22 protein-coding genes are annotated in these 20,781 nt (G+C 65.9%); 4 read left to right on the top strand and 18 right to left on the bottom strand.

Translation table 11 applies throughout. The features are described 5' to 3' along the window. Positions 1-58: 58 nt before the first annotated feature. Together scpA and MF270_RS16400 are read right to left on the bottom strand one after the other, a co-directional pair. Positions 59-2,185 (bottom strand): methylmalonyl-CoA mutase, encoded by a 2,127-nt coding sequence (gene scpA, locus MF270_RS16405; protein WP_238366991.1) that lies wholly within the window; start codon positions 2,183-2,185, stop codon positions 59-61. Further along, on the bottom strand, positions 2,160-3,083 hold the full coding sequence (locus MF270_RS16400; RefSeq protein WP_238366990.1) for a hypothetical protein: 924 nt from the start codon (positions 3,081-3,083) through the stop codon (positions 2,160-2,162). Before MF270_RS16400 ends, scpA begins: the two co-directional genes overlap by 26 nt. Before the next feature lie 154 nt (positions 3,084-3,237). Here MF270_RS16400 and MF270_RS16395 point away from each other — a divergent pair, with 154 nt between their 5' ends. Further along, entirely contained in the window at positions 3,238-3,687 is a 450-nt protein-coding gene (locus MF270_RS16395) for a DUF4174 domain-containing protein (protein ID WP_238366989.1), read from the top strand. Positions 3,688-3,868: 181 nt separating this feature from the next. Here the strand turns inward: MF270_RS16395 and MF270_RS16390 are convergent, their stop codons facing one another. From MF270_RS16390 to MF270_RS16350, 9 genes are all read right to left on the bottom strand, one after another. Continuing rightward, a complete protein-coding gene (locus MF270_RS16390; RefSeq protein WP_238366988.1) occupies positions 3,869-4,372 on the bottom strand; it encodes a hypothetical protein in 504 nt (167 codons plus the stop codon). 92 nt (positions 4,373-4,464) lie between these two features. After that, the gene (locus MF270_RS16385) at positions 4,465-6,510 is read right to left on the bottom strand and encodes an acetyl-CoA carboxylase biotin carboxylase subunit (protein WP_238366987.1); all 2,046 of its coding nucleotides are present in this window, start codon (positions 6,508-6,510) and stop codon (positions 4,465-4,467) included. Positions 6,511-6,867: 357 nt separating this feature from the next. Further along, complete coding sequence (locus MF270_RS16380) at positions 6,868-7,227, bottom strand: hypothetical protein (RefSeq protein ID WP_238366986.1); 360 nt, start codon at positions 7,225-7,227, stop codon at positions 6,868-6,870. A 42-nt stretch (positions 7,228-7,269) separates the two neighbouring features. Further along, complete coding sequence (locus tag MF270_RS16375) at positions 7,270-7,608, bottom strand: hypothetical protein (protein WP_238366985.1); 339 nt, start codon at positions 7,606-7,608, stop codon at positions 7,270-7,272. 144 nt (positions 7,609-7,752) lie between these two features. Beyond that, positions 7,753-7,893, bottom strand: a complete 141-nt coding sequence (locus MF270_RS16370; protein ID WP_238366984.1) for a hypothetical protein — start codon at positions 7,891-7,893, stop codon at positions 7,753-7,755. Positions 7,894-8,104: 211 nt separating this feature from the next. After that, positions 8,105-8,440 carry a DUF6497 family protein gene (locus MF270_RS16365; protein ID WP_272490796.1) on the bottom strand — a complete coding sequence of 112 codons (336 nt, stop codon included), beginning with the start codon at positions 8,438-8,440 and terminating at the stop codon, positions 8,105-8,107. A gap of 2 nt (positions 8,441-8,442) precedes the next feature. Next, entirely contained in the window at positions 8,443-8,706 is a 264-nt protein-coding gene (locus tag MF270_RS16360; protein WP_238366982.1) for a DUF7218 family protein, read from the bottom strand. Positions 8,707-8,757: 51 nt separating this feature from the next. Then, positions 8,758-9,090, bottom strand: coding sequence for a hypothetical protein (locus MF270_RS16355; protein ID WP_238366981.1), 333 nt, complete (start codon positions 9,088-9,090; stop codon positions 8,758-8,760). A gap of 18 nt (positions 9,091-9,108) precedes the next feature. Continuing rightward, on the bottom strand, positions 9,109-10,641 hold the full coding sequence (locus tag MF270_RS16350; RefSeq protein ID WP_238366980.1) for an acyl-CoA carboxylase subunit beta: 1,533 nt from the start codon (positions 10,639-10,641) through the stop codon (positions 9,109-9,111). Between the two features lie 186 nt (positions 10,642-10,827). Between MF270_RS16350 and MF270_RS16345 the strand changes: the two genes are divergently transcribed. Both MF270_RS16345 and MF270_RS16340 read left to right on the top strand, forming a co-directional pair. Continuing rightward, positions 10,828-12,048 (top strand): multidrug effflux MFS transporter, encoded by a 1,221-nt coding sequence (locus MF270_RS16345; RefSeq protein WP_238366979.1) that lies wholly within the window; start codon positions 10,828-10,830, stop codon positions 12,046-12,048. Between the two features lie 74 nt (positions 12,049-12,122). Continuing rightward, complete coding sequence (locus tag MF270_RS16340) at positions 12,123-13,520, top strand: helix-turn-helix domain-containing protein (RefSeq protein WP_238366978.1); 1,398 nt, start codon at positions 12,123-12,125, stop codon at positions 13,518-13,520. A 218-nt stretch (positions 13,521-13,738) separates the two neighbouring features. Here MF270_RS16340 and MF270_RS16335 read toward each other — a convergent pair whose 3' ends face one another. The 7 genes from MF270_RS16335 to betI all read right to left on the bottom strand — a co-directional run bounded on the left by MF270_RS16335 (position 13,739) and on the right by betI (position 19,736). After that, positions 13,739-14,398: a hypothetical protein gene (locus MF270_RS16335; RefSeq protein ID WP_238366977.1), complete on the bottom strand. Its 660-nt coding sequence runs from the start codon at positions 14,396-14,398 to the stop codon at positions 13,739-13,741. 214 nt (positions 14,399-14,612) lie between these two features. Further along, positions 14,613-14,858, bottom strand: coding sequence for a YdcH family protein (locus tag MF270_RS16330; RefSeq protein ID WP_238366976.1), 246 nt, complete (start codon positions 14,856-14,858; stop codon positions 14,613-14,615). 79 nt (positions 14,859-14,937) lie between these two features. Next, a complete protein-coding gene (locus MF270_RS16325; RefSeq protein WP_238366975.1) occupies positions 14,938-15,609 on the bottom strand; it encodes a thermonuclease family protein in 672 nt (223 codons plus the stop codon). A gap of 74 nt (positions 15,610-15,683) precedes the next feature. After that, positions 15,684-17,342: a choline dehydrogenase gene (gene betA, locus MF270_RS16320; RefSeq protein WP_238366974.1), complete on the bottom strand. Its 1,659-nt coding sequence runs from the start codon at positions 17,340-17,342 to the stop codon at positions 15,684-15,686. Then, on the bottom strand, positions 17,342-17,500 hold the full coding sequence (locus tag MF270_RS16315; protein WP_238366973.1) for a hypothetical protein: 159 nt from the start codon (positions 17,498-17,500) through the stop codon (positions 17,342-17,344). Before MF270_RS16315 ends, betA begins: the two co-directional genes overlap by 1 nt. 140 nt (positions 17,501-17,640) lie before the next feature. Next, positions 17,641-19,161 carry a choline-sulfatase gene (betC, locus tag MF270_RS16310; RefSeq protein WP_238367111.1) on the bottom strand — a complete coding sequence of 507 codons (1,521 nt, stop codon included), beginning with the start codon at positions 19,159-19,161 and terminating at the stop codon, positions 17,641-17,643. After that, the gene (gene betI, locus MF270_RS16305) at positions 19,158-19,736 is read right to left on the bottom strand and encodes a choline-binding transcriptional repressor BetI (protein ID WP_238366972.1); all 579 of its coding nucleotides are present in this window, start codon (positions 19,734-19,736) and stop codon (positions 19,158-19,160) included. Before betI ends, betC begins: the two co-directional genes overlap by 4 nt. Before the next feature lie 82 nt (positions 19,737-19,818). Here betI and choX point away from each other — a divergent pair, with 82 nt between their 5' ends. Then, positions 19,819-20,745: a choline ABC transporter substrate-binding protein gene (choX, locus tag MF270_RS16300; protein ID WP_238366971.1), complete on the top strand. Its 927-nt coding sequence runs from the start codon at positions 19,819-19,821 to the stop codon at positions 20,743-20,745. Positions 20,746-20,781: the final 36 nt, after the last annotated feature.

The raw sequence follows: 20,781 nt of genomic DNA, 5'->3' as shown, positions 1-20,781 counted from the left end.
ATGGCGCCCGGGGGGCAGGATAGGTGGCCCCCGCCCCGTGGGGCAAGGGCCGTTTCGGTCACGCGCGGGCGGCGCGGATCAGGTCGAGGATGTCGCGCGCGGCTGCCGGGATATTGGTGCCCGGGCCGAAGATCGCCTTGACCCCCGCCTTTTTCAGGAACTCGTAATCCTGGTGCGGGATCACCCCGCCGCAGATCACGATGATGTCGCCGGCGTCCTTTTCCTCGAGCGCCTTGATCAGCTGCGGCGCCAGGGTCTTGTGCCCCGCCGCCTGCGAGCTGATGCCGACCACGTGCACGTCGTTGTCGACGGCGTCCTGCGCCGCCTCGGCGGGCGTCTGGAACAGCGGGCCCACGTCCACGTCGAAGCCGATGTCGGCAAAGGCCGTGGCGATCACCTTGGCGCCCCGGTCATGCCCGTCCTGGCCCATCTTGACCACCAAGAGGCGCGGGCGACGGCCCTCTTCCTCGGCGAAGGTCTCGATATCCTTCTGGATCGCGGCAAAGCCTTCGTCGCCCTCGTAGGCGGCGCCGTAGACCCCGGCGAGCGTCTTGACCTCGGCGCGGTGGCGGCCGAATTCCTTTTCCATTGCCATGGAGATCTCTCCGACTGTGGCCCGGGCGCGGGCGGCCTCGACCGCCGCCTCGAGCAGGTTGCCCCCGTCCTTTGCCCGCCGCGTCAGTTCCGCGAGCGCCGCATCGCAGGCGGCCTGGTCCCGCGCGGCGCGGGTCTTTTCGATCCGGGCGATCTGGCTGTCCCGGACCTTGGCATTGTCGATGTCGAGGATGTCGAGCTCATCCTCTTTCTCGAGCCGGTACTTGTTGACGCCAACGATGACCTGCGTGCCGCGGTCGATATCGGCCTGGCGCCGGGCCGCGGTTTCCTCGATCCGCAGCTTGGGCATGCCAGAGGCCACGGCCTTGGTCATGCCGCCCATCTCGTCCACTTCCTCGATCAGCTTCCACGCGGCCTCGGCCAGGTCATGGGTCAGCTTTTCGACGTAGTAGGAGCCCGCCAGCGGATCGACCACCTTGGTGACGCCGGTTTCCTCCTGAAGGATCAGCTGGGTGTTGCGCGCGATGCGGGCGCTGAACTCGGTCGGGAGCGCGATGGCTTCGTCCAGCGCGTTGGTGTGCAGCGATTGCGTGCCGCCCAGGACCGCCGACATCGCCTCATACGCCGTGCGGATGACGTTGTTGTAGGGGTCCTGTTCGGCAAGGCTGACCCCGCTCGTCTGGCAGTGCGTCCGCAGCATCTTGGAGCGCGGGTTCTTGGCGCCGAGGTCGTCCATGATGCGGTACCACAGCAGGCGGGCGGCGCGCAGCTTGGCCGCCTCCATGAAGAAGTTGGTGCCAATGGCGAAAAAGAACGACAGCCGCCCGGCGAACTTGTCGATATCCATGCCGGCGCCCATCGCCGTCTTCACGTATTCCTTGCCGTCGGCGAGGGTATAGGCCAGCTCCTGCACCAGGTTCGCGCCCGCCTCCTGCATGTGGTAACCGGAAATCGAAATGCTGTTGAATTTCGGCATTTCGTTCGACGTGTATTCGATGATGTCCGAGATGATCCGCATCGAGGGTTCGGGCGGGTAGATATAGGTGTTGCGGACCATGAACTCCTTGAGGATGTCGTTCTGGATGGTCCCCGCCAGCAGCGCGCGGTCATGGCCCTGCTCTTCGCCGGTGACGATGAAGCTTGCCAGCACTGGGATCACGGCGCCGTTCATGGTCATCGACACCGACACCTTGTCCAGCGGAATGCCGTCGAAGAGGATCTTCATGTCCTCAACGCTGTCGATCGCGACGCCGGCCTTGCCCACATCGCCCTCGACCCGGGGATGGTCGCTGTCATAGCCGCGGTGGGTGGCGAGGTCGAAGGCGACCGAGACACCCTGCTGACCCGCCGCCAGCGCCTTGCGGTAGAAGGCGTTCGACTCCTCGGCGGTCGAGAAGCCGGCATATTGCCGGATCGTCCAGGGGCGCCCGGCATACATCGTCGCCTTGACCCCGCGGGTGAACGGCGCCTGCCCCGGCAGCGTGCCAAGATGCGGCAGGCCGGCGACGTCCTCCTCGGAATACATCGGCTGGATGTCGATGCCTTCCAGCGTCTTCCAGGTCAGGTCCTCCACCGGGCGGCCGCGGAGGTCCTTTTCCGCGAGCTCAGACCATGTGTCCCTCTTTGTCATGGGCATATCCTCTGTCCTCTGCCCCCGGGGCCTTGACGGCCTGCAAGCTGGGGGTCTCTTCCTCTAGCCATTGGGCAAGGCCGTCCGCACCGGCACGCAGCCAGAACAGGTCGTCCGCCCAGATTTCCCGCAAGGTCGCCCGTTGCAGGTCGTTGAATGGGTCCCAGCGGCCGTCGCCCTCGGGCATCGGCGTGGTCTCGCCCCGCTCGCGCAGGATGGCACGCAGCACGGGCGTGGGCGGAGTGGCCAGGCGCCAGGCCTCGCGCCCCTCGCGCGGGGCCGGGGCGCCGCCGGTCGCCGTGCGCAGCAGCGTGTCGGGCCGGCCCGCCACCCGGTCGAAGGGCAGCACCAGGATCTCGGCCCCCGGCACGGCACAGGCGAGATCCGTCACCACGTCGCGCCAGCTGCGCGGCTGCGTCACCAGCCGGTCGAGCCGGTCCTGCGTCGGCGCGGCGATCCCGCGCGCGATGCCAAGGCCGGTGGCCGAGGCCCAGTATTGATCCTGTGGCCGCACCACCAGCACCACGCGGGTGACGCTGCCAAAGGCGCCTGCGACCCGCGCCATCCGCTCGCCCGCGTCGCGGTAAAGCCGCTGGCGCCGCAGGTTGGACCGGATCGAACCCAGCAGGTTCTCCTCGCTCACCAGCACCTGGGTGATGCCCGACTGCGCGGCGGTGGCGAGGTTCAGCCGGATGCGCCCCTGCGCCCGCGCGGCCGCCTTGCGATCCGCCGCGCTGAGCGGCTGGTGACCCAGCCCGTGCAGCATCCCGCTGCGCAGCCGCTTGGGACCCCAGACCGCGATCCCGCGCGCCTGAAGGGCCACGGCATTGACCCGCAGGTAATACTGGAACGAGGTCGAGGCACAGCGATGCGCCCCCACGTGCAGGGTGATATCCATGCCAAAGCTCCCGGCGCACCGGGGGCGCAAGACCCGCGCCCCGGACAGATGTCGGCGCAGGCATCATGGGCAGAGACCTCTGGAGGAAGGATTAAGATTAAAAACTTTGTGCAAGTGCGGGGTCGCACCTATATCCTTGGAACAAGGAGCTGACATGACACGACTAATCGCGGTGTTCTCGACTTTGCTGTGGATGGCGACGGGCGCGGTGGCGCAGGCCGCAGTGACGGACCCCGTGACCGACGAGGGCGGGCTGTTCCGCCCGGCCGCCGAGGCATCCCTGGACGACTTCCTCTGGACCCATCGGCCAGTGCTGGTCTTTGCCGACAGCGAAAACGACCCCCGGTTCCAGCAGCAGATGGAATACCTCGCCACGCGTGCGGACGAGCTGGCCGAACGCGACGTTGTGGTGCTGGTCGATTCCGACCCCGCCACCGGGTCCGAGGCGCGCGACAGGATGCGGCCGCGCGGCTTCATGCTGGTGCTCATGTCCAAGGACGGAGAGGTGTACCTGCGCAAGCCCTTCCCCTGGGACGTGCGAGAGATCATGCGCTCGATCGACAAGATGCCGTTGCGCCAGCAGGAGCTGCGCGAGGCGCGCTGACCCCGCCCCCGGGGGGCCAGCCCCGCCGCCCGTGTCTCTCGGACCACTGGCGCGACACTGGCGCCCCCCCCGGAATATACCGGCAAGATGAAAGGGATCCGCGCCCCTGCTTTCATTATTCCACAAATACTCCCGCCGGAGGCATCCTGACCGCACCACGGGCGCGCGGTCGGCGCGTTGCTCAGACGTTGCCGCGCAGCACGAAGGCGAGGTTTTCCGGCGGGTAGATCAGGATCAGCATGTTCCGGCCGGCATCGTAAAGCGTGAGGGTGGCGTCGGCCATCACCACCCGGGCAAAGCCGCGCAGGATGGCCTCGTCGTCCATGCATGTCTCGCTGGGCCCCGTGACGGTCGAGATCAGGCCCAGCCCCTCTTCCAGTGCCTTGGACATCACCTGTTCCGACACCGCGTTGGGCGAGGACCCGGCCATGTCGAACAGCACCGGCCGGCCGCCGCGGATCAGCCGCAGCGCCTTCTGCACGTCGCGGGCGCGCGGCACCGCCATCTTGACCTCGGACGAGGTTAGGCGGAACACGGCCACCGTGCAGGTCGCCTTGGAGGTGAAATGGTAGGTCTCGTCCAGGAACAGCCAGTCCGAGACGAGGCTGCGCAGGCTCTCTTCCTTGTCCAGCTTGCAGGCGGACAAGGAGAGGCCGGCGCAAAGCGCCAATATGGCCGCGCGCATCGCAGGCTCCTTTCCCGGTCGCGGGTGCGGGCACCCTGACAGGGAAAGGTGAACCAGGCGTTAGCCGATATGCGATGCGCGTGGCCATGGGATCATTCGAATTCCATGATCACTTCGTCCACGGCCAGGCTGTCGCCGGCCCCGGCGTTGATCTTGGTGACGATGGATTTCTTCTCGGCGCGCAGGATGTTCTCCATCTTCATCGCCTCGATGGTGCAGAGCGCCTGGCCCTCCTGCACCTCCTGCCCCACTTCCACGTCGATCTTCACCACGAGGCCAGGCATCGGGCAGAGCAGCAGTTTCGACGTGTCGGGCGGCAGTTTTTCCGGCATCAGCCGCGCCAGTTCCGCCTGGCGCGGGGTGCGCACATGGACCTTGAGGTCGGCGCCGCGGAAGCGGATGCGGAACCCGCCAGAGATCTTGCCGACCTTCAGCGCGATGGGCTGGCCGTCGACGGTCATCTCGGCCAGCTGGTCGCCGGGGGTCCAGCTGCCCTCGACCCGGTGCGAGGTCCCGTCGGGCAGGGCGATGGTCGACCCGTCATGGTCGGCGTCGATCCTGACTGTGTAATCGGTGCCCTGCAGCGCGACGTTCCATTCCTCGCCCACGTGGCGTTCGTGGTTGTCCATCCGGCCCGACACGCGGGTGCGCCGGATCTCGGCGACCCGGTGCATCGCGGCGCAGGAGGCGGCGATCTTCTTGAGCCAGTCGTCGGACAGTTCCACGCCTTCGAACCCCTCGGGATATTCCTCGGCGATGAAGGCGGTGGTCATGTCGCCGCTGATGAATTTCGGGTGATCCATCACGGCGGCGAGGAACGGCAGGTTGTGCCCGATCCCCTCGACCTCGAACCGGTCGAGCGCCTGGCGCATCTCCTCGATGGCCGCATCGCGCGTCTCGCCCCAGGTGCAGAGCTTGGCGATCATCGGGTCGTAATACATCGAGATCTCGCCGCCTTCGAAGACACCGGTGTCGTTGCGCACGGCGGTCTTGCCGGTGGGCGCGTCGCCATGCCATGTGCCGGCGGCCGCCATCGGACCGGATGCGATCTCGATCGGCGGGCGGTAGCGGGTCAGGCGGCCGATCGAGGGCAGGAAGCCGCGATACGGGTCCTCGGCGTAAAGCCGGTTCTCGATCGCCCAGCCGGTTATCTTCAGGTCCTCCTGCGCGAAGGGCAGCTTTTCACCCGCCGCGACGCGGATCATCTGCTCGACCAGGTCGACGCCGGTGATCAACTCAGTCACCGGGTGTTCGACCTGAAGGCGCGTGTTCATCTCGAGGAAGTAGAAGTTCCTGTCGCCGTCGACGATGAATTCCACCGTGCCGGCGCTGGCATAGCCCACGGCCTTGGCCAGGGCGACGGCCTGTTCGCCCATCGCCTTGCGGGTGGCCTCGTCCAGGAAGGGGCTCGGCGCCTCTTCGACGACCTTCTGGTTGCGGCGCTGGATCGAGCATTCGCGTTCATGCAGGTAGACCGCATTCCCGTGCGTGTCGGCCAGCACCTGGATCTCGATATGGCGCGGTTGCGTCACGAATTTCTCGATGAAGATGCGGTCGTCGCCAAAGCTGCTCGCCGCCTCGTTCTTGGACGACTGGAAGCCCTCACGCGCCTCGGCATCGGTCCAGGCGATCCGCATGCCCTTGCCGCCGCCGCCGGCGGAGGCCTTGATCATCACCGGGTAGCCGATCTGGTTCGAGATCTTCACCGCCTCTTCGGCGTCCTCGATCAGGCCCATGTAGCCGGGCACCGTGCTGACGCCCGCCTCCTGCGCGATCTTCTTCGAGGTGATCTTGTCGCCCATCTTCTCGATCGCGCCGACCGGGGGTCCGACAAAGGCGATGTTTGCGGCCGCCAGCGCCTCGGCGAACTTGGGGTTTTCGGACAGGAAGCCGTAGCCCGGATGCACCGCCTGCGCGCCGGTCTGGCGGATCGCCTCCATGATCTTGTCGATCACGATATACGACTGGTTGGCGGGCGGCGGGCCGATATGCACGGCCTCGTCCGCCATCTCGACATGCAGCGCATGGCGGTCGGCGTCGGAATAGACCGCCACCGTCCTGATGCCCATCTTGCGCGCCGTCTTGATGACCCGGCAGGCGATCTCGCCCCGGTTCGCGATGAGGATCTTGTCAAACATCACATGTCCCTTCGTGGTGTCTTGGCCGCGCCTCCCGCGCGGGTCCGTGTACGGAATTGGTGCGAATTCGAAGTGCTGCACCTGTGGTTGAACAGGGGCGATCCCAAAGGGAGCGGGCGCGACTGGCGCGGGAGGCTCTGACCTGTGGGGGAAAAGGGGTGGGCGGCTGGTAAAGGGACGCAACCAGCCGCCCTTCAGGGGAAGGGTAACGGAGAAGAACGCGGCCCGAAATATGGTGGACCGGCCCGTAGCCGTCGATCTCAAGCGTCTGCCACTTTCGCCTACTTTGCAACAACCTTGACGCAAAGGAAGAGGCGTCGGCCAATTCTCGCCTAAATAGAATTTCTGGGTGCGAGGTCATGCCCAATTCCCGTTCATCGCGTCGGGAAAGGCGGCGCGCGCGACGGCCTCGTCGATCACCAGAAGCGATTCGTAGCTGGCCGGGTCGAAGGTGTCGGGGTCGTAGGGTTTGACCTCGCGGCCAAAGAGCCAGGACAGCCGGCCGGCGTCGAGGTTGCCCCGCTCGAACGGTTCATCGCCGAAATGCGCCCAGAGGGCCGCCATGAAGGCGGCATCCGCCCGCCGGTCGGCCGGCTTGCGATCTCGGAAGCGTTCGCGCGGGGTCAGCGGCGTGACGCCCTTGGGGTTCGCGCGACGGATGACGAACTGGTAATCGGTACCGGGCATACGCCCGGGAAAGCCCCTGTGCTTCAGCATGGCGCGCCTCCGGCCCGTGCCGGACGCGCGCCGCGCCGACCCTCAGGGCTTGTTGTTCTGGTTGGTATTCTGGGCCTGGTTGGTATTCTGATTGGTGTTCTGGGTCTGGTTGGTGTTCCGGGTGCCGCGGCCCGTTGTCGGGCCGGTGCCGGCACCGGCCGCCCCACCAGCAGGAGTCCCCGCGACAGACCCGTCGTCATGCGGCCGGTCATCGGGACGCGGCACGCAGATGTCATCGACAAGGCTGTAGCCGCCCGGGCAGCTGGGGTCGCCGTACTTGTCAAAGATCGGCGACATCCCGACCGGCGCAGGTTCCTGCGCGCAGGCGGCCAGCAGGGCAAGCGACGCGCCCGCGAGGAAAATTCCGGAAATGTTGCGCATGTCTCTGTGGCTCCCGTTGTCGCAAACCGCGCCGCCGAACGGGCCCGGTTGGACACAGGATACAGGATGACCGCCGCGGCACCTTGATCCTGCGCAAAGGCGGCCACGTGCGGGGCCGGCCGACCGGCCTGCCCCGCGCGGGTCTTACTTGTACTTGCCGGTGTAGACCGGCTCGGCCGAAATCGGCTCGGGCTGGACGACCACGTAGTCTTCCTCGGTGCTGCCGCAGGCCGCGAAGGTGCCGACGACGCCCAGAAGGGCGAGAAGCTTGATGCTCTTGGACATGCCTGTCTCCTGTTTCCAAATGCGGTGCAGGTCGCGCGCGGCGCCCCCTGGACCAGTTGCGTTGGCTCGGCCGCGTCACCACGGCCAGTCCCGAGCATACCTGAAATCAAGGCTCCGCGATACGCGCCCGGCGCAAGGCAGGTTTGCTGTGACGCGGAAGACGCAAGCCCGCCGCTGCATGAAGAGAGGCCCGCAACATGTTGTGGGAGCATCAGAACATCTCCCATATGCAGGTGCCGTTCTCGAGCGTGTAGACCTCGAAATGCTGGCGCGCCTCCGGCGTGATCTTGCCGAATTCGACCGGGATATCCATCAGGCTGACGATGATCCGTTCGCCCTCTTCCTCGCCGTCGAGGCTGGGCAGCACGAAGGTCTCGCAGAGCGCCTGCATGTCGTCCAGCACCGCGTCGCTGTCGAGGCTGCGGACCTCGGGCGCAAGAAAGCGCCAGCGCGTGGTGCCGTCCTCGTCGACCAACACGTCGAACAGCTCGACCGGTTGGCCCGAGGGCACGAGGCTGTCCTGCGCCCAGGCGGGCGCGGCGAGCAGGATCAGTGCGAGCGCAAGGCCCGGATAAGCGCGCCCTTGGTCATGTCCGACCGGCCGTCGATGCCGATCTCCCTTGCGCGCTGGTAGAGCGCATCCTTGGTCCAGTCCTCGTAGGGACCGGCCCGGCCGCCCTTTTTCGACGGCGAAAAGCGGCGCGAGGCCCGTGCATTGGCGATCCGCGCGGCCTTTTCCTTGGACGCGCCATCCGCGCGCAAGGCTTCGTAGGTCTCGTCGTCCTTGATGGACGCTCCGTGGCTCTGGGTCATGGTGTCCTCCTTTCGGGGACAACACCAGGCCAAGCCAGCCGGTTCCGCGGATCATGACGCCCACCTCTGCCACCGCGCGCGATGCACGGGGCTTTCGAGCAGCGCCGCGACGCGGCGCGCGGCCGTCGCCGGGATCGGCCCGTCCACCTGCCCGCCCGCGCGGACCAGCAGCGCATCGGCCTGCCGTTCGACCCGGACGGCGGGGGCAAATCCGCGCAGGTCCCGCAGGGCGCGCCAGAGGTCCTGGCGCACCTGCTGGGCGACCCGCGTCAGGCTGCGCGCCAGGGGCAGGCGCGCCTCGACCGCAAGGTCGAAGCGGACAGGGACGCGCCGTGACACTGTCACGACATCAACGCCCCGGTCGATGTACCAGCCCTTGGCCATATCGCTAAGCCCCTGCCCTTACAGCGGAATATTGTCGTGCTTTTTCCACGGGTTCGTCAGCTTCTTGTTGCGAAGCGAGGCGAAGGCGCGGCTGACACGGCGACGGGTGGACCGCGGCTGGATCACCTCGTCGATGAAGCCACGTTCGGCCGCGACGAAGGGGTTGGCGAACCGGTCCTCGTAATCCTTGGTATGGGCCGCGATCTTGTCGGCATTCCCAAGGTCGCCGCGATGGATGATCTCGGTCGCGCCCTTGGCGCCCATCACCGCGATCTCGGCCGTCGGCCAGGCGTAGTTGAAATCGCCCCGCAGGTGTTTCGACGCCATCACGTCATAGGCGCCGCCATAGGCCTTGCGGGTGATCACGGTCACCTTGGGCACCGTCGCCTCGCCATAGGCAAACAGCAGCTTGGCGCCGTGCTTGATGACGCCGCCGTATTCCTGGCTGGTCCCCGGCAGGAAACCCGGCACGTCCACCAGCGTCAGGATCGGGATCTCGAAACAGTCGCAGAACCGCACGAACCGCGCGGCCTTGCGCGAGCTGTCGATGTCGAGGCACCCGGCCAGCACCATCGGCTGGTTCGCCACGACGCCCACGGTCTGCCCTTCGAGCCGGATGAACCCGGTGATGATGTTCTTGGCGAAATCCTCCTGGATCTCGTAGAAATCGCCCTCGTCCGCGACCTTGAGGATCAGTTCCTTCATGTCGTAGGGCGCATTGGCGTTGTCGGGGATCAGCGTGTCGAGGCTTTTTTCCACCCGGCCCGGTTCGTCGAAGAACGGGCGCACGGGCGGCTTTTCTCGGTTCGACAGCGGCAGGAAATCGACAAGGCGCCGCACCTCGGCCAGCGCCTCGACGTCGTTCTCGAAGGCGCCATCGGCAACCGAGGATTTTTTCGTATGGGTCGAGGCGCCGCCCAATTCTTCGGCAGTCACCTGTTCGTTGGTCACGGTCTTCACCACGTCGGGGCCGGTGACGAACATGTAGCTGCTGTCCCGCACCATGAAGATGAAGTCGGTCATGGCCGGCGAATAGACCGCACCGCCGGCGCAGGGGCCCATGATGACGCTGATCTGGGGAATCACCCCCGAGGCCATGATGTTGCGCTGGAACACCTCGGCATAACCGGCGAGCGATGCCACGCCCTCCTGGATCCGGGCACCGCCCGAATCGTTGATGCCGATGACGGGCGCCCCGTTCTGGATCGCCATGTCCATGATCTTGCAGATCTTCTGTGCATGGGTTTCCGACAGCGACCCGCCGAAGACGGTGAAATCCTGGCTGAAGACATAGACCATGCGGCCGTTGATCGTGCCCCAGCCGGTCACCACGCCGTCGCCATAGGGGCGCTGCTTTTCCATGCCGAAGTCGGTGCAACGATGGGCGACAAACATGTCGAATTCTTCGAAAGAGCCTTCGTCGAGCAACAATTCGATCCGCTCGCGCGCCGTCAGCTTGCCCTTGGCATGCTGGGCTTCGATGCGCTTTTCGCCGCCGCCAAGTCGCGCCTGGCCCCGGCGCGCTTCGAGCTCGTGCAGGATATCCTTCATCGGCTGGTCTCCTCGCCCTATGTTTTCTGCGTTGTAGCGAAGCCGGGCGCAGACACAAAGCACAATTGAGCAAATTTGCAAAGCATTGCAAATGCATGTTTTGCGAATTGCAAATTTGCGAAATGCGTGACGATGACCTGCAAGGCGGATGGACAAGACTTTTCCTTCTGCCTACCCCTTTCGCTCATGAGTAGCGCGCAAACCACTGTCTTTCTCGACAGGTCTTCCCCGCCGCATATCGGCACCCTGATTGCCATGGCCTCGATCTCGGCCCTGGCGACGAATATCTACTTGCCCTCGCTCCCCTCGATGGGGGCGGAATTCCAGGTCAGCTCGGCCCAGATGAGCTGGACGATCAGCGTCTTCTTGCTGTCCTCGGCCTTTTTCCAGATCGTGGCCGGGCCGATTTCCGACGCGCTGGGGCGGCGGCCCGTGCTGCTGGGCGGCCTGACGGTGTTCCTGCTGGCGACCATCGCGATTCCGCTCACGACAAACTTCTGGGCCGTGCTGGGGCTGCGCGCCGTGCAGGCGGTCGTCACCGTCTGCATGGGGCTGAGCCGCGCCATCGTGCGCGACACGGTGGACGGCGAAAAGGCGGCCTCGCGGATCGCCTACGTGACCATGGGCATGGCCATCGTTCCGCTGGTCGCGCCCATCGTCGGCGGTCAGCTGGACGGGCTTTTGGGCTGGCGCACGAACTTCTGGTTCCTCGCGATCGTCGGCGTGGGGCTGACCGTGCTGATCTGGGCCGACAGCGGCGAGACCGCGCCGAAAAGCAGCGACAACAGCCTGGGCAAGCAGCTGCGCGACTACCCCGAACTGCTTCGCTCGCCCCGGTTCTGGGGCTATTCGCTGGCCTGCGCGCTGGGGTCGGGGTCGTTCTTTGCCTTTCTCGGCGGGGCGCCCTTCGTCGGCAGCGACATCTACGGGCTGTCGCCGCAGACGCTGGGCTGGTTCCTTGGCGCGCCGGCCATCGGCTATGCTGTCGGGAACGGGCTCTCGGGCCGCTACGCGGTGCATTACGGCATCAACACCATGGCCATCGCGGGCCTGACGCTGGCCATCGGCGCCCTTCTGGTCGAACTGGTGATCGGGCTTTCGGGCCAGGCCTCTCCCTACACCTTCTTCGGGCTGGTCATCCTGGTTGGCCTCGGCAACGGCCTGATCATCCCCAATGCCACCGCCGGCTACCTGGCCGTGCGGCCGAAACAGGCGGGCGCGGCCAGCGGGCTGGGCGGCGCCATCATGATCGGCGGCGGGGCGGCGCTGTCCTTCCTGGCCGGGCTGATCCTGGGGCCGGAGACGGGCGAGACGCCGCTGGTGCTCTTGATGCTCACCTCGCTGATCTGCGGACTCATCGCGATGTTCATCGTGATCCGCCGGCAACGGCGCATTGCGGGCATGTGATCGCAGCGCTTGCGGGCGCCGCTTTGCAAACCTAGGCTCCGGATGATTGCAAACATGCAAAGTCCGGAGCCGCCATGGCCACGCAAAAACTCTATGCCGGCGCCAAGCTGCGCGAACAGCGCCTGCGCCTTGGCCTGACGCAAAAGGATTTCGCGGCCAAGCTGGGCATCTCCCTGCCCTATCTCAACCAGATGGAAAAGAACGCGCGGCCCGTGTCGACCACGGTCGTGCTGGCGCTGGCGCAGCAATTCGGCATGGACGTGACCGAGTTGAGCACCGGCGACGCGGACCGGCTGGTCAGCGACATGCGCGAGGCGCTGGCCGACCCGGTCTTTGACGACATCCCGCCCGAGGCCGACCTGCGCCTGACCGCCTCGAACGCGCCGGCCTTTGCCCATGCCTTCCTGGCGTTGCACCGGGCCTATCGGCAGACGCATGAGCGGCTCGCCAGCCTCGACGAGGCGCTGGGGCGCGAGGATGCGCGCACCAAGCCCTCCCCCTGGGAGGAGGTGCGCGATTTCTTCCACTATTGCGACAATTACATCGACGCGGTGGACCGCGCGGCCGAGCAATTCGCGCGGCAAGCGGGCGACAGTCGCCGCGTGCCCCAGGCCGCCGAGGCCGCGCTGAAGAGCATCGGGATACGGGTCGAGCACCGCGATGTCGCCGCAGTTCGCCAGTTCGACCCCGAGGAACGCTGCCTGACCCTGTCCTCCCGCGCCGCGCCCGAGACGCAGGCCTTCCAGCTCTTGCTGCAACTGGCCCTCGTGCGGCAGGACAAGCTGCTCGAGGCGACGCTGGACCTCGCCCGCTTCCAGACCAACGAAGCGCGGGCCATCGCCAAGGTGGGCCTTGCGAATTACTTCGCCGGGGCCGCGCTGATGCCCTACACGGATTTTTTGAAAGAGGCGCAGCGGGTCCGCCATGACCTCGAGCTGCTGAGCCACCGTTTCGGCGCCTCGATCGAGCAGGTGTGCCATCGCCTCTCGACCCTGCAACGACCGGGTGCCAAGGGCATCCCGTTCTTTTTCGTCCGCGTGGACCAGGCCGGCACGATCACCAAGCGCCACTCGGCCACAAGGCTGCAATTCGCGCGCTTCGGCGGGGCCTGCCCGCTCTGGAACGTCCACCGCGCCTTCGAGACGCCCGGCCGCTTCCTGCGCCAGCTGGCCGAGACGCCCGACGGCGTGCGCTATGTCAGCCTCGCCCGGGACGTGTCGAAACCGGGCGGCAGCTTTGGCGCGCCCGTGCGCCGCTTTGCCATCGCGCTGGGCTGCGAGGTCACCCACGCGCCGCAGCTGGTCTATGCGGACGACCTGGACGTCGGCAATGCGCGGGCCTACGAGCCCATCGGCATCTCGTGCCGGATCTGCGAACGGACCCGCTGTCATCAGCGGTCGGTGCCGCCGCTGGAACGGCGGCTGAGCATCGATCCGAATGCGCGGGGGGTGCTGCCCTATGATGTGGAGTGAGGGCGTGCCACCGCTTCAAGCGACCCGCAGAAAAGGCGGACGTCGTTGTCAAAACATGCAACGGTGCGCCTGTTGTGGCAAAAAACCATTCGGATTCAAGCGTACTTCGAAAGCTTAAATGCCACATATCAGGAAGCAACAAGCGGAAGAGGTCGTACGCAACAACGTTGTTAGGCCAAGCATCATGAGTCATCACTGACAATGGAGCCAAAAAGTACCTAAGGTTCCGCAACAACCGACGCAGCAATGTTTCCCAACGAAGTGTTGAAACCCCAATCTCTATGAAGCAACTCTCCATTCACAATGTAGAGCTTCGAAACTGCGTAAAATTCATACGTTTCGTCCTCGCCGACAATACGCACCCGGCTGAAGGTCCCCGTCTCTGCAGCTTCCTTTTCATCCACGTCAAATAACTTGAAGTAGTCCTCATTGGCAGTCAACGCGACTTTCCTGAGGACGGCAAGTACCTCTTGTTCCTCGGTTATTCGTTCATCCACAAAATAGCACCCAGCCTCGAGTCCACCAACCGAGATTGCTGTGCCGCCTGCTAGGATCAATGTGATTGGCGCAGTGATGACTGCAAGTACAGTTGCTGCAAATCCGCTACCGCCGATGATGCCGACTGTTCCGGCCCCGGAAGCTCCAGCGAGGGTTGAACCCAGCATTAATGTCCCGCTGGTTGCATGCGGGAAAAAGTAGAGTCCGCCGATCGCCATGGTTGCCGGCCCCACGGTCGCACCGGCGCCGCTTGCCGTAGCAACAGCCGTTGCAGTCTTGGGACTGGCCAGTTGGCTGAGACGATAGTCACATACACCTGCAGAAGAAGCGCTGCCCAAGAGAACACAAAAAGCCGCGCTCAAACCCATGTTTCTGATCATTGCCCGAGGCCCATTCGAATACCGAGATTACCAGTCTCGTCGGACTCCGGCACCAGATCAAGCAGCTTTGAACAATTTGAGTCCCGCGATCTACCGCTGATGGCCAGTAAGTTCAGCTCTTTGAACCCTGGACCCAACCGGCGACTTCCCCTTCCCCGATGCCAAGGGGGCGGGTCCATCCGGATCCGCCCCCTTTGCATTGCTCAGCCGCTGCTCACGCCTCGGCGGCGCTCAGCAGCTTGTAAAGCGCGTCCTTCAGCGCGGCCCGCTCCTTGCGCATCTGCACCTCGGTCATTTCCTCGACCGGCTCCACGTTGGTCTCCGCGCGGTGCACGGCGCGGTTCAACTCGTGGTACTTGTCCGCAAGGTTCGCGAAATGGGTGTCATTTGCTTTTAGCTCGCTGATGCGCGCGGCGAATTCCGGGAATTCCTCGTGCAGCTCATGGGGGGTATGGGACATGTGATCCTCCTGTTCTTCGTGTCGGGATCACATTGGCGCAGGGCGCAGGGTCACACCTTGATCCCGATCAAAAGAGGCATCAGCGCCGCGCCTTTCTCCAACCGGCCGCAAGGGCTTCGGCTTCGGTGCAGAACCAGCGCTCGCCCTTGTGCGGGCTGATCTGGGTTCGGTCGTACCATTCCTGGCCGGGAACATGGAAAATCCGCCCGTTCTTCGAGATGTTGCCCTTGATCACGCAGCCATCGGGCGCGGCCGTGACGGTCTGCCGGGCCTGCACGCTGCGCTGCGCGTCGCGGAACAGGTGCGGCGGCTGCACCCCCTGCCCATGCAGGCCGACATGGCGAATCGCGGCCTGCTTTTCCGTGAGGTCGTAGTCCATCGAGTAGGTGCGATAGGCAAAGGCCAGCCCCTCCGCGACCAGCGCATCGCCCATGTCCCGCCCTTCGACCACGCATTTGGCCACGAGACGGCCGTAGCGATCGCGTTCAATCCCCTCGCACAGGGCGTGGCGGCCCTGGTAGCGGGCGCGCACCTCGCGCGTGACCCAGGCACCGCAGGCCCACATGGGCGTGGCCCCGCCGCCGCAGCTCTGGTCATCCTCGGGCGTGTCGATGCCGTGCAGGCGGATGCGTTCACCGCCCACGTCGATCGTGTCGCCGTCGACGACCGAGATCACGCCCTGCGGGCCGGCCAGCGCCGGCGCGGCACAGGCCAGCGCGATGGAAACAAATAAGGAACGAAGTCTTAACATTTCGTTAAGATGGCCGCGCCGCTTTCGCGTTTCAAGCGAAAGCGGCGGGCATGGTTACCAATGGCGCGGGGCTGTCACCTTTGCGCCGTTTCCCAGTTCGGGTTGATCCAGGGCGCGTCGTTCGCCGCGGGCAGCGGGCTGCGGCCAAGGATGTGGTCTGCGGCCTTTTCGCCCACCATGATCGACGGCCCGTTGAGGTTGCCGTTGGTGATGCGCGGAAAGACCGAGCTGTCGGCCAGCCGCAGCCCATCGACGCCGATCACCCGCGTCTCGGGGTCGACCACGGCGCCCGGATCGTCCCGCCGCCCCATGCGGGCGGTGCCGCAGGGATGGTAGGCACTTTCGGCATGGTCGCGGATGAAACCGTCGAGCTCGTCGTCGGTCTGCAGGTCGGCGCCCGGCTGGATCTCGTGCTTGACGTGCTCGCGGAAGGCGTCCTGGCTGAAGATCTCGCGCGTGAGCCGCAGGCAGGTGCGGAAATCGACCCAATCCTGCGCGTCGGACATGTAGTTAAAGGCGATGCGCGGCGCCTCGACCGGGTCGGCGCTGCGCAGGGTGACGGCCCCGCGCGAGGCGGCGCGCATCGGCCCGGTATGGGCCTGGAAGCCATGCCCCTCGGCCGCGGTCTTGCCGTCATAGCGCACGGCGAGCGGCAGGAAATGGTACTGTATGTCAGGGTAGTCGATCCCCGCGCGCGAGCGGATGAAGGCCGCGCTTTCGAACTGGTTCGAGGCGCCGAGGCCGGTCTTGGTGAACAGCCACTGCGCGCCGATGACTCCCTTCCAGAACAGGTTCCAGTAGGAATAGAGCGTGATCGGCTTGCGCGCGGCGAACTGGTAATAGACCTCGAGGTGGTCCTGCAGGTTCTGCCCGACGCCGGAGCGGTCCGCGATGACCTCGATCCCGTGCTCGGCGAGGTGCCGGCCGGGACCGATCCCCGACAGCATCAAGAGCTTGGGCGAGTTGATCGAACTGGCGGCGAGGATAACCTCGCGCCGGGCCTTGATGATCTCGCGCCGGCCGCCGCGGGCGATCTCGACGCCGGTGGCGCGGCCCTGGTCGATGACGACGCGGCAGGCAAGCCCATGGACGAGGTCGCAATTGGCGCGTTTCAGCGCCGGGCGCAGGTAGGCATTGGCCGCCGACCAGCGCCGGCCGCGCCAGACGGTCTGCTCCATCGGGCCGAAGCCTTCCTGCTGGCGGCCATTGTAATCGTCGGTGACCGGGTAGCCGGCCTGGCGCCCCGCCTCGACGAAGGCATGATACAGCGGGTTCCGGCGCGGCCCGCGCGTGACATGCAGCGGGCCGTCTTTGCCGCGCCAGTCCGGGTCGCCGCCATGGCCGCCGTCGTGCCAGGATTCCATGCGCTTGAAGTAGGGCAGCACGTCGGCATAGCTCCAGCCATCCGCGCCGACCTCGGCCCAGTGATCGTAATCGCGCGCATGGCCGCGCACGTAGACCATGCCGTTGATGGACGAGGACCCGCCGATCACTTTGCCGCGCGGCACCACGAGGCGCCGGCCGCCCAGGTGCGGCTCTGGCTCGCTCTCGTAGCCCCAGTCGTAGCGGCGCATGTTCATCGGGTAGCTGAGCGCGGCGGGCATCTGGATGAAGGGGCCCGCATCCGTGCCGCCATGTTCGATGACGAGCACCGAGGCACCCGCCTCGGACAGGCGGTAGGCCATGGCGCAGCCGGCCGAGCCGGCGCCGACGATGACGTAATCGGATTCCATCAGCGGGGGTCCTTGTGGATGGGGTGCCTGGGGGCGCTGCCCCCGTCCGCCAGGGCGGACGCCCCCGAGGTATTTTCAAAACGATGAAGGAGCGAGGCGATCGGAGCGGCAAGGTCGGCGCGCTTGTGCGGATCGGCCTTGGGGAACACGAAGAACATGGGGTGTGCCTGTACTTTCATTATTCCCGAAATACTCCCGCCGGAGGCAAACCGGCTACGTCGCCCGACGGGCGGCGGGGCTGACACCGGGCGCGCGGTACGCGCGCGCCGCTGGATCGGGCCGGGCGGGGGCATTTCGGTCATTCGCCGCGCGGGAAGCGCTGGTTTTCTTCGACCACGTTGAGGTCCATGTGGTTGCGCATGTAGCGTTCCGAAGCCTTTTGCAGCGGCTGGAAGTCCCAGGGGTAGTAGCCGCCCTGGCGCAGCGCCTCGTAGACCACCCAGCGGCGGGCCTGGCTGCGGCGCACCTCTGCGTCGAACCGGTCGAGGTCCCAGCGCGCATCAGCCATGGCGCGGAAATGGGCGAGGGCTTCGGCGGCGTCGCCGGTCGGGGTTTCCGCGAGGTTGCTGAGCTCGTGCGGATCGGCCGAGAGGTCGAAGAGCTGCTCGGGGTCGAGCGCGCAGCGGGTGTATTTCCACCGGCCCTGGCGCAGGCAGACCATGGGGGCATAGGACGCCTCGGCCGCGTATTCCATGGCGACGGGCGCGGTGCGTTCGGTGCCGCGCGCGTAAGGAAGAAGCGTTTCGCCGGCCGTCCAGGGCATGACCTCGTCCATGCTGACGCCGGCGATGTCGCAGAGCGTCGGGCAGACGTCGATGTTGCTGACCGGGGCGTCGACGCGGGCGGGCGCCAGCCCCGGCGCCTTGAGCATCATCGGCACGCGGGCCGAGCCCTCGAAGAAGTTCATCTTGTACCACAGCCCCCGTTCGCCCAGCATGTCGCCGTGGTCCGACACGAAGAGGATCGCCGTGGTCTCGGCCTGGCGCGTCGTCTCCAGCGCCTCGAGCACCTCGGCGATCTTGTCGTCGAGATAGGAGATGTTGGCGAAATAGGCCCGGCGCGAGCGGCGCACGTCCTCGTCGCTGATATCGAAGCTGCGCCAGTCGTTGGCGTCGAAGATGCGTTTCGAATGCGGGTCCTGATCGTCGTAGGGGATCGGGCCGACCTCGGGCATCAGATGCTCGCAATCCTTGTAGAGGTCCCAGTATTTCCTGCGCGTCACGTAAGGATCGTGCGGATGGGTGAAGCTGACCGTAAGGCACCAGGGGCGGCCGGTGTGGCCGCGCGCGAGATCATAGACCTTCATCTTGGCGAAATGCGCGACCTCGTCGTCATATTCCATCTGGTTCGAGATCTCGGCCACGCCCGCGCCGGTGACGCTCCCCATGTTGTGATACCACCAGTCGATCCGCTCGCCCGGCTTGCGGTAGTCCGGGGTCCAGCCGAAATCGGCCGGGTAGATGTCGGTGGTCAGGCGCTCTTCGAACCCATGCAGCTGGTCGGGGCCGACGAAATGCATCTTGCCCGAAAGCGCCGTGTAGTACCCGGCCCGGCGCAGGTGATGCGCATAGGTCGGGATGTCCGAGCCGAACTCGGCCGCGTTGTCGTAGACGCCGGTCACCGACGGCAGCTGACCCGACATGTAGCTGGCCCGCCCAGGCGCGCAAAGCGGCGAGGCGGTGTAGCAATTCGGGAAGCGCACGGACTCGGCCGCCAGCTTTTTCAGCGTCGGGGCATGCAGCCAGTCGGCGGGGCCGTCGGGGAACAGGGTCCCGTTCAGCTGGTCGACCATGATGATGAGGATATTGGGGCGCATCAGCTTTCCTTGAGTCCGCAGTCCAGCGCCGCGATGACCTGTGCCACCGCTGCCGCGCCATCCGGTGTGCCCTGCCCCAGCGACTGGTGTAGGTAGAGCCCGTCGATCAACCCCGCGACGCGCTGCGCGAGGCCCGGCGCCGCGTCGCCGGCAAGCGGACGCAGCGCATGGGTCAGGTTCGACAGGAGGCGCGCATGGTAGATCCGCAAAAGGCGCATGGCCTCGGGCGAGATCTGCGCGAGAACGTAGAAGTTCAGCCAGGCCGCGATCACCTCGGGGCGGAAATTCTGCTGGGTGAAACTGGCGCGGATCACCGCTTCGACCCGGGCACGCGGGCTGTCGGCCATCATCAGCGCGCCGCGCACCTCGGCGGAATAAAGCGCCAGCACGTGCCGCATCGCGGCGAGGAAGATCTGTTCCTTGCCACCGAAGTAATGATGCGCCAGCGCGCTGGACATGCCGGCGCGTTTCGCGATCTGGCTGACGGTGACGTCCAGCGTCCCCGCCTCGCCGATCTCGGCAATCGTGGCTTTCACCAGCGCTGCCCGCCGTATAGGCTCCATCCCGATCTTGGGCATAAAATCACCAGGCTAAAGGTTGCCCAAAGACGCTAATTCGATTTTTATTGACCCGTCAATCAAGAAAACAGGGAGACACCTCATGACCTTCAGATCCACGCTCTCGGTGCTTGCCATCGTGGCAGCCGCGCCGGCCTTTGCTGCCAGCCACTCCGAATGCGGCAGCGTCAGCTTCTCCGACGTTGGCTGGACCGACATCACCGCCACGACCGCGGCCACGACGCTGGTGCTCGAGGCGCTGGGCTATGAGACCGACATCAAGCTGCTGTCGGTGCCCGTGACCTATACCAGCCTCGCCGAAGGCGACATCGACGTGTTCCTCGGCAACTGGATGCCGACGATGGAGGCGGATATCGCCCCCTACCGCGAGGCCGGAACGGTCGACACCGTGAAAGAGAACCTCAAGGGCACCAAGTACACGCTGGCGACGAACCCGGCCGGCGCGGCGCTGGGCATCGCGGATTTCGCCGACATCGCGGCCCATGCCGATGCGCTGGACGGCAAGATCTTCGGCATCGAGCCGGGCAATGACGGCAACCGGCTGATCCTCGACCGGATCGAAGGCGACGATTTCGGCATGTCCAAGCTCGAGCTGGTCGAAAGCTCGGAACAGGGCATGCTGGCGCAGGCCACTCGCCTCGACAAGCGCGGCGAGCCGGTGGTGTTCCTCGCGTGGGAGCCGCATCCGATGAACGCCGCGATGGAGCTGACCTACCTCACCGGCGGCGAGGAATGGTTCGGCGCCGAGGGCAGCGTCTTTACCAATACCCGCGCGGGCTATGTCGAGGACTGCCCGAACGTCGGCAAGCTGCTGACCAACCTCGAGTTTACGCTGGCCATGGAGAACGAGATCATGGGCGCGATCCTGAACGACGGGACCGATCCGTCGGACGCGGCCAAGGCCTGGCTCTCGGCCAACCCCTCGGTGCTGGACGGCTGGCTGGACGGCGTGACCACGATGGATGGCGGCGACGCCATGGCCGCGGTCCAGTCCGCCCTCGACATGTGATCTGCGGGCGGCGCGCATCCCGCGCCGCCTTCCCCT

The sequence above is a fragment of the Mesobacterium pallidum genome, assembly GCF_019966535.1.
Lineage (GTDB): Bacteria > Pseudomonadota > Alphaproteobacteria > Rhodobacterales > Rhodobacteraceae > Mesobacterium > Mesobacterium pallidum.
The sequence above is the reverse complement of the archived record's forward strand: the minus strand, read 5'-3'. Positions and strand labels throughout refer to the sequence as shown.

What these genes read in the sequence shown, in the direction of transcription:
- MF270_RS16385 (WP_238366987.1), bottom strand. Translation starts at nt 6,510, where the DNA reads ATGTTTGACAAGATCCTCATCGCGAACCGGGGCGAGATCGCCTGCCGG.
- choX (WP_238366971.1), top strand. Translation starts at nt 19,819, where the DNA reads ATGACCTTCAGATCCACGCTCTCGGTGCTTGCCATCGTGGCAGCCGCG.
- MF270_RS16345 (WP_238366979.1), top strand. Translation starts at nt 10,828, where the DNA reads ATGAGTAGCGCGCAAACCACTGTCTTTCTCGACAGGTCTTCCCCGCCG.
- MF270_RS16335 (WP_238366977.1), bottom strand. Translation starts at nt 14,398, where the DNA reads ATGATCAGAAACATGGGTTTGAGCGCGGCTTTTTGTGTTCTCTTGGGC.
- MF270_RS16330 (WP_238366976.1), bottom strand. Translation starts at nt 14,858, where the DNA reads ATGTCCCATACCCCCCATGAGCTGCACGAGGAATTCCCGGAATTCGCC.
- MF270_RS16395 (WP_238366989.1), top strand. Translation starts at nt 3,238, where the DNA reads ATGACACGACTAATCGCGGTGTTCTCGACTTTGCTGTGGATGGCGACG.
- betA (WP_238366974.1), bottom strand. Translation starts at nt 17,342, where the DNA reads ATGGAATCCGATTACGTCATCGTCGGCGCCGGCTCGGCCGGCTGCGCC.
- MF270_RS16355 (WP_238366981.1), bottom strand. Translation starts at nt 9,090, where the DNA reads ATGGCCAAGGGCTGGTACATCGACCGGGGCGTTGATGTCGTGACAGTG.
- MF270_RS16370 (WP_238366984.1), bottom strand. Translation starts at nt 7,893, where the DNA reads ATGTCCAAGAGCATCAAGCTTCTCGCCCTTCTGGGCGTCGTCGGCACC.
- MF270_RS16400 (WP_238366990.1), bottom strand. Translation starts at nt 3,083, where the DNA reads ATGGATATCACCCTGCACGTGGGGGCGCATCGCTGTGCCTCGACCTCG.
- MF270_RS16375 (WP_238366985.1), bottom strand. Translation starts at nt 7,608, where the DNA reads ATGCGCAACATTTCCGGAATTTTCCTCGCGGGCGCGTCGCTTGCCCTG.
- scpA (WP_238366991.1), bottom strand. Translation starts at nt 2,185, where the DNA reads ATGACAAAGAGGGACACATGGTCTGAGCTCGCGGAAAAGGACCTCCGC.
- MF270_RS16325 (WP_238366975.1), bottom strand. Translation starts at nt 15,609, where the DNA reads ATGTTAAGACTTCGTTCCTTATTTGTTTCCATCGCGCTGGCCTGTGCC.
- MF270_RS16340 (WP_238366978.1), top strand. Translation starts at nt 12,123, where the DNA reads ATGGCCACGCAAAAACTCTATGCCGGCGCCAAGCTGCGCGAACAGCGC.
- MF270_RS16315 (WP_238366973.1), bottom strand. Translation starts at nt 17,500, where the DNA reads ATGTTCTTCGTGTTCCCCAAGGCCGATCCGCACAAGCGCGCCGACCTT.
- MF270_RS16360 (WP_238366982.1), bottom strand. Translation starts at nt 8,706, where the DNA reads ATGACCCAGAGCCACGGAGCGTCCATCAAGGACGACGAGACCTACGAA.
- MF270_RS16390 (WP_238366988.1), bottom strand. Translation starts at nt 4,372, where the DNA reads ATGCGCGCGGCCATATTGGCGCTTTGCGCCGGCCTCTCCTTGTCCGCC.
- MF270_RS16380 (WP_238366986.1), bottom strand. Translation starts at nt 7,227, where the DNA reads ATGCTGAAGCACAGGGGCTTTCCCGGGCGTATGCCCGGTACCGATTAC.
- betI (WP_238366972.1), bottom strand. Translation starts at nt 19,736, where the DNA reads ATGCCCAAGATCGGGATGGAGCCTATACGGCGGGCAGCGCTGGTGAAA.
- MF270_RS16350 (WP_238366980.1), bottom strand. Translation starts at nt 10,641, where the DNA reads ATGAAGGATATCCTGCACGAGCTCGAAGCGCGCCGGGGCCAGGCGCGA.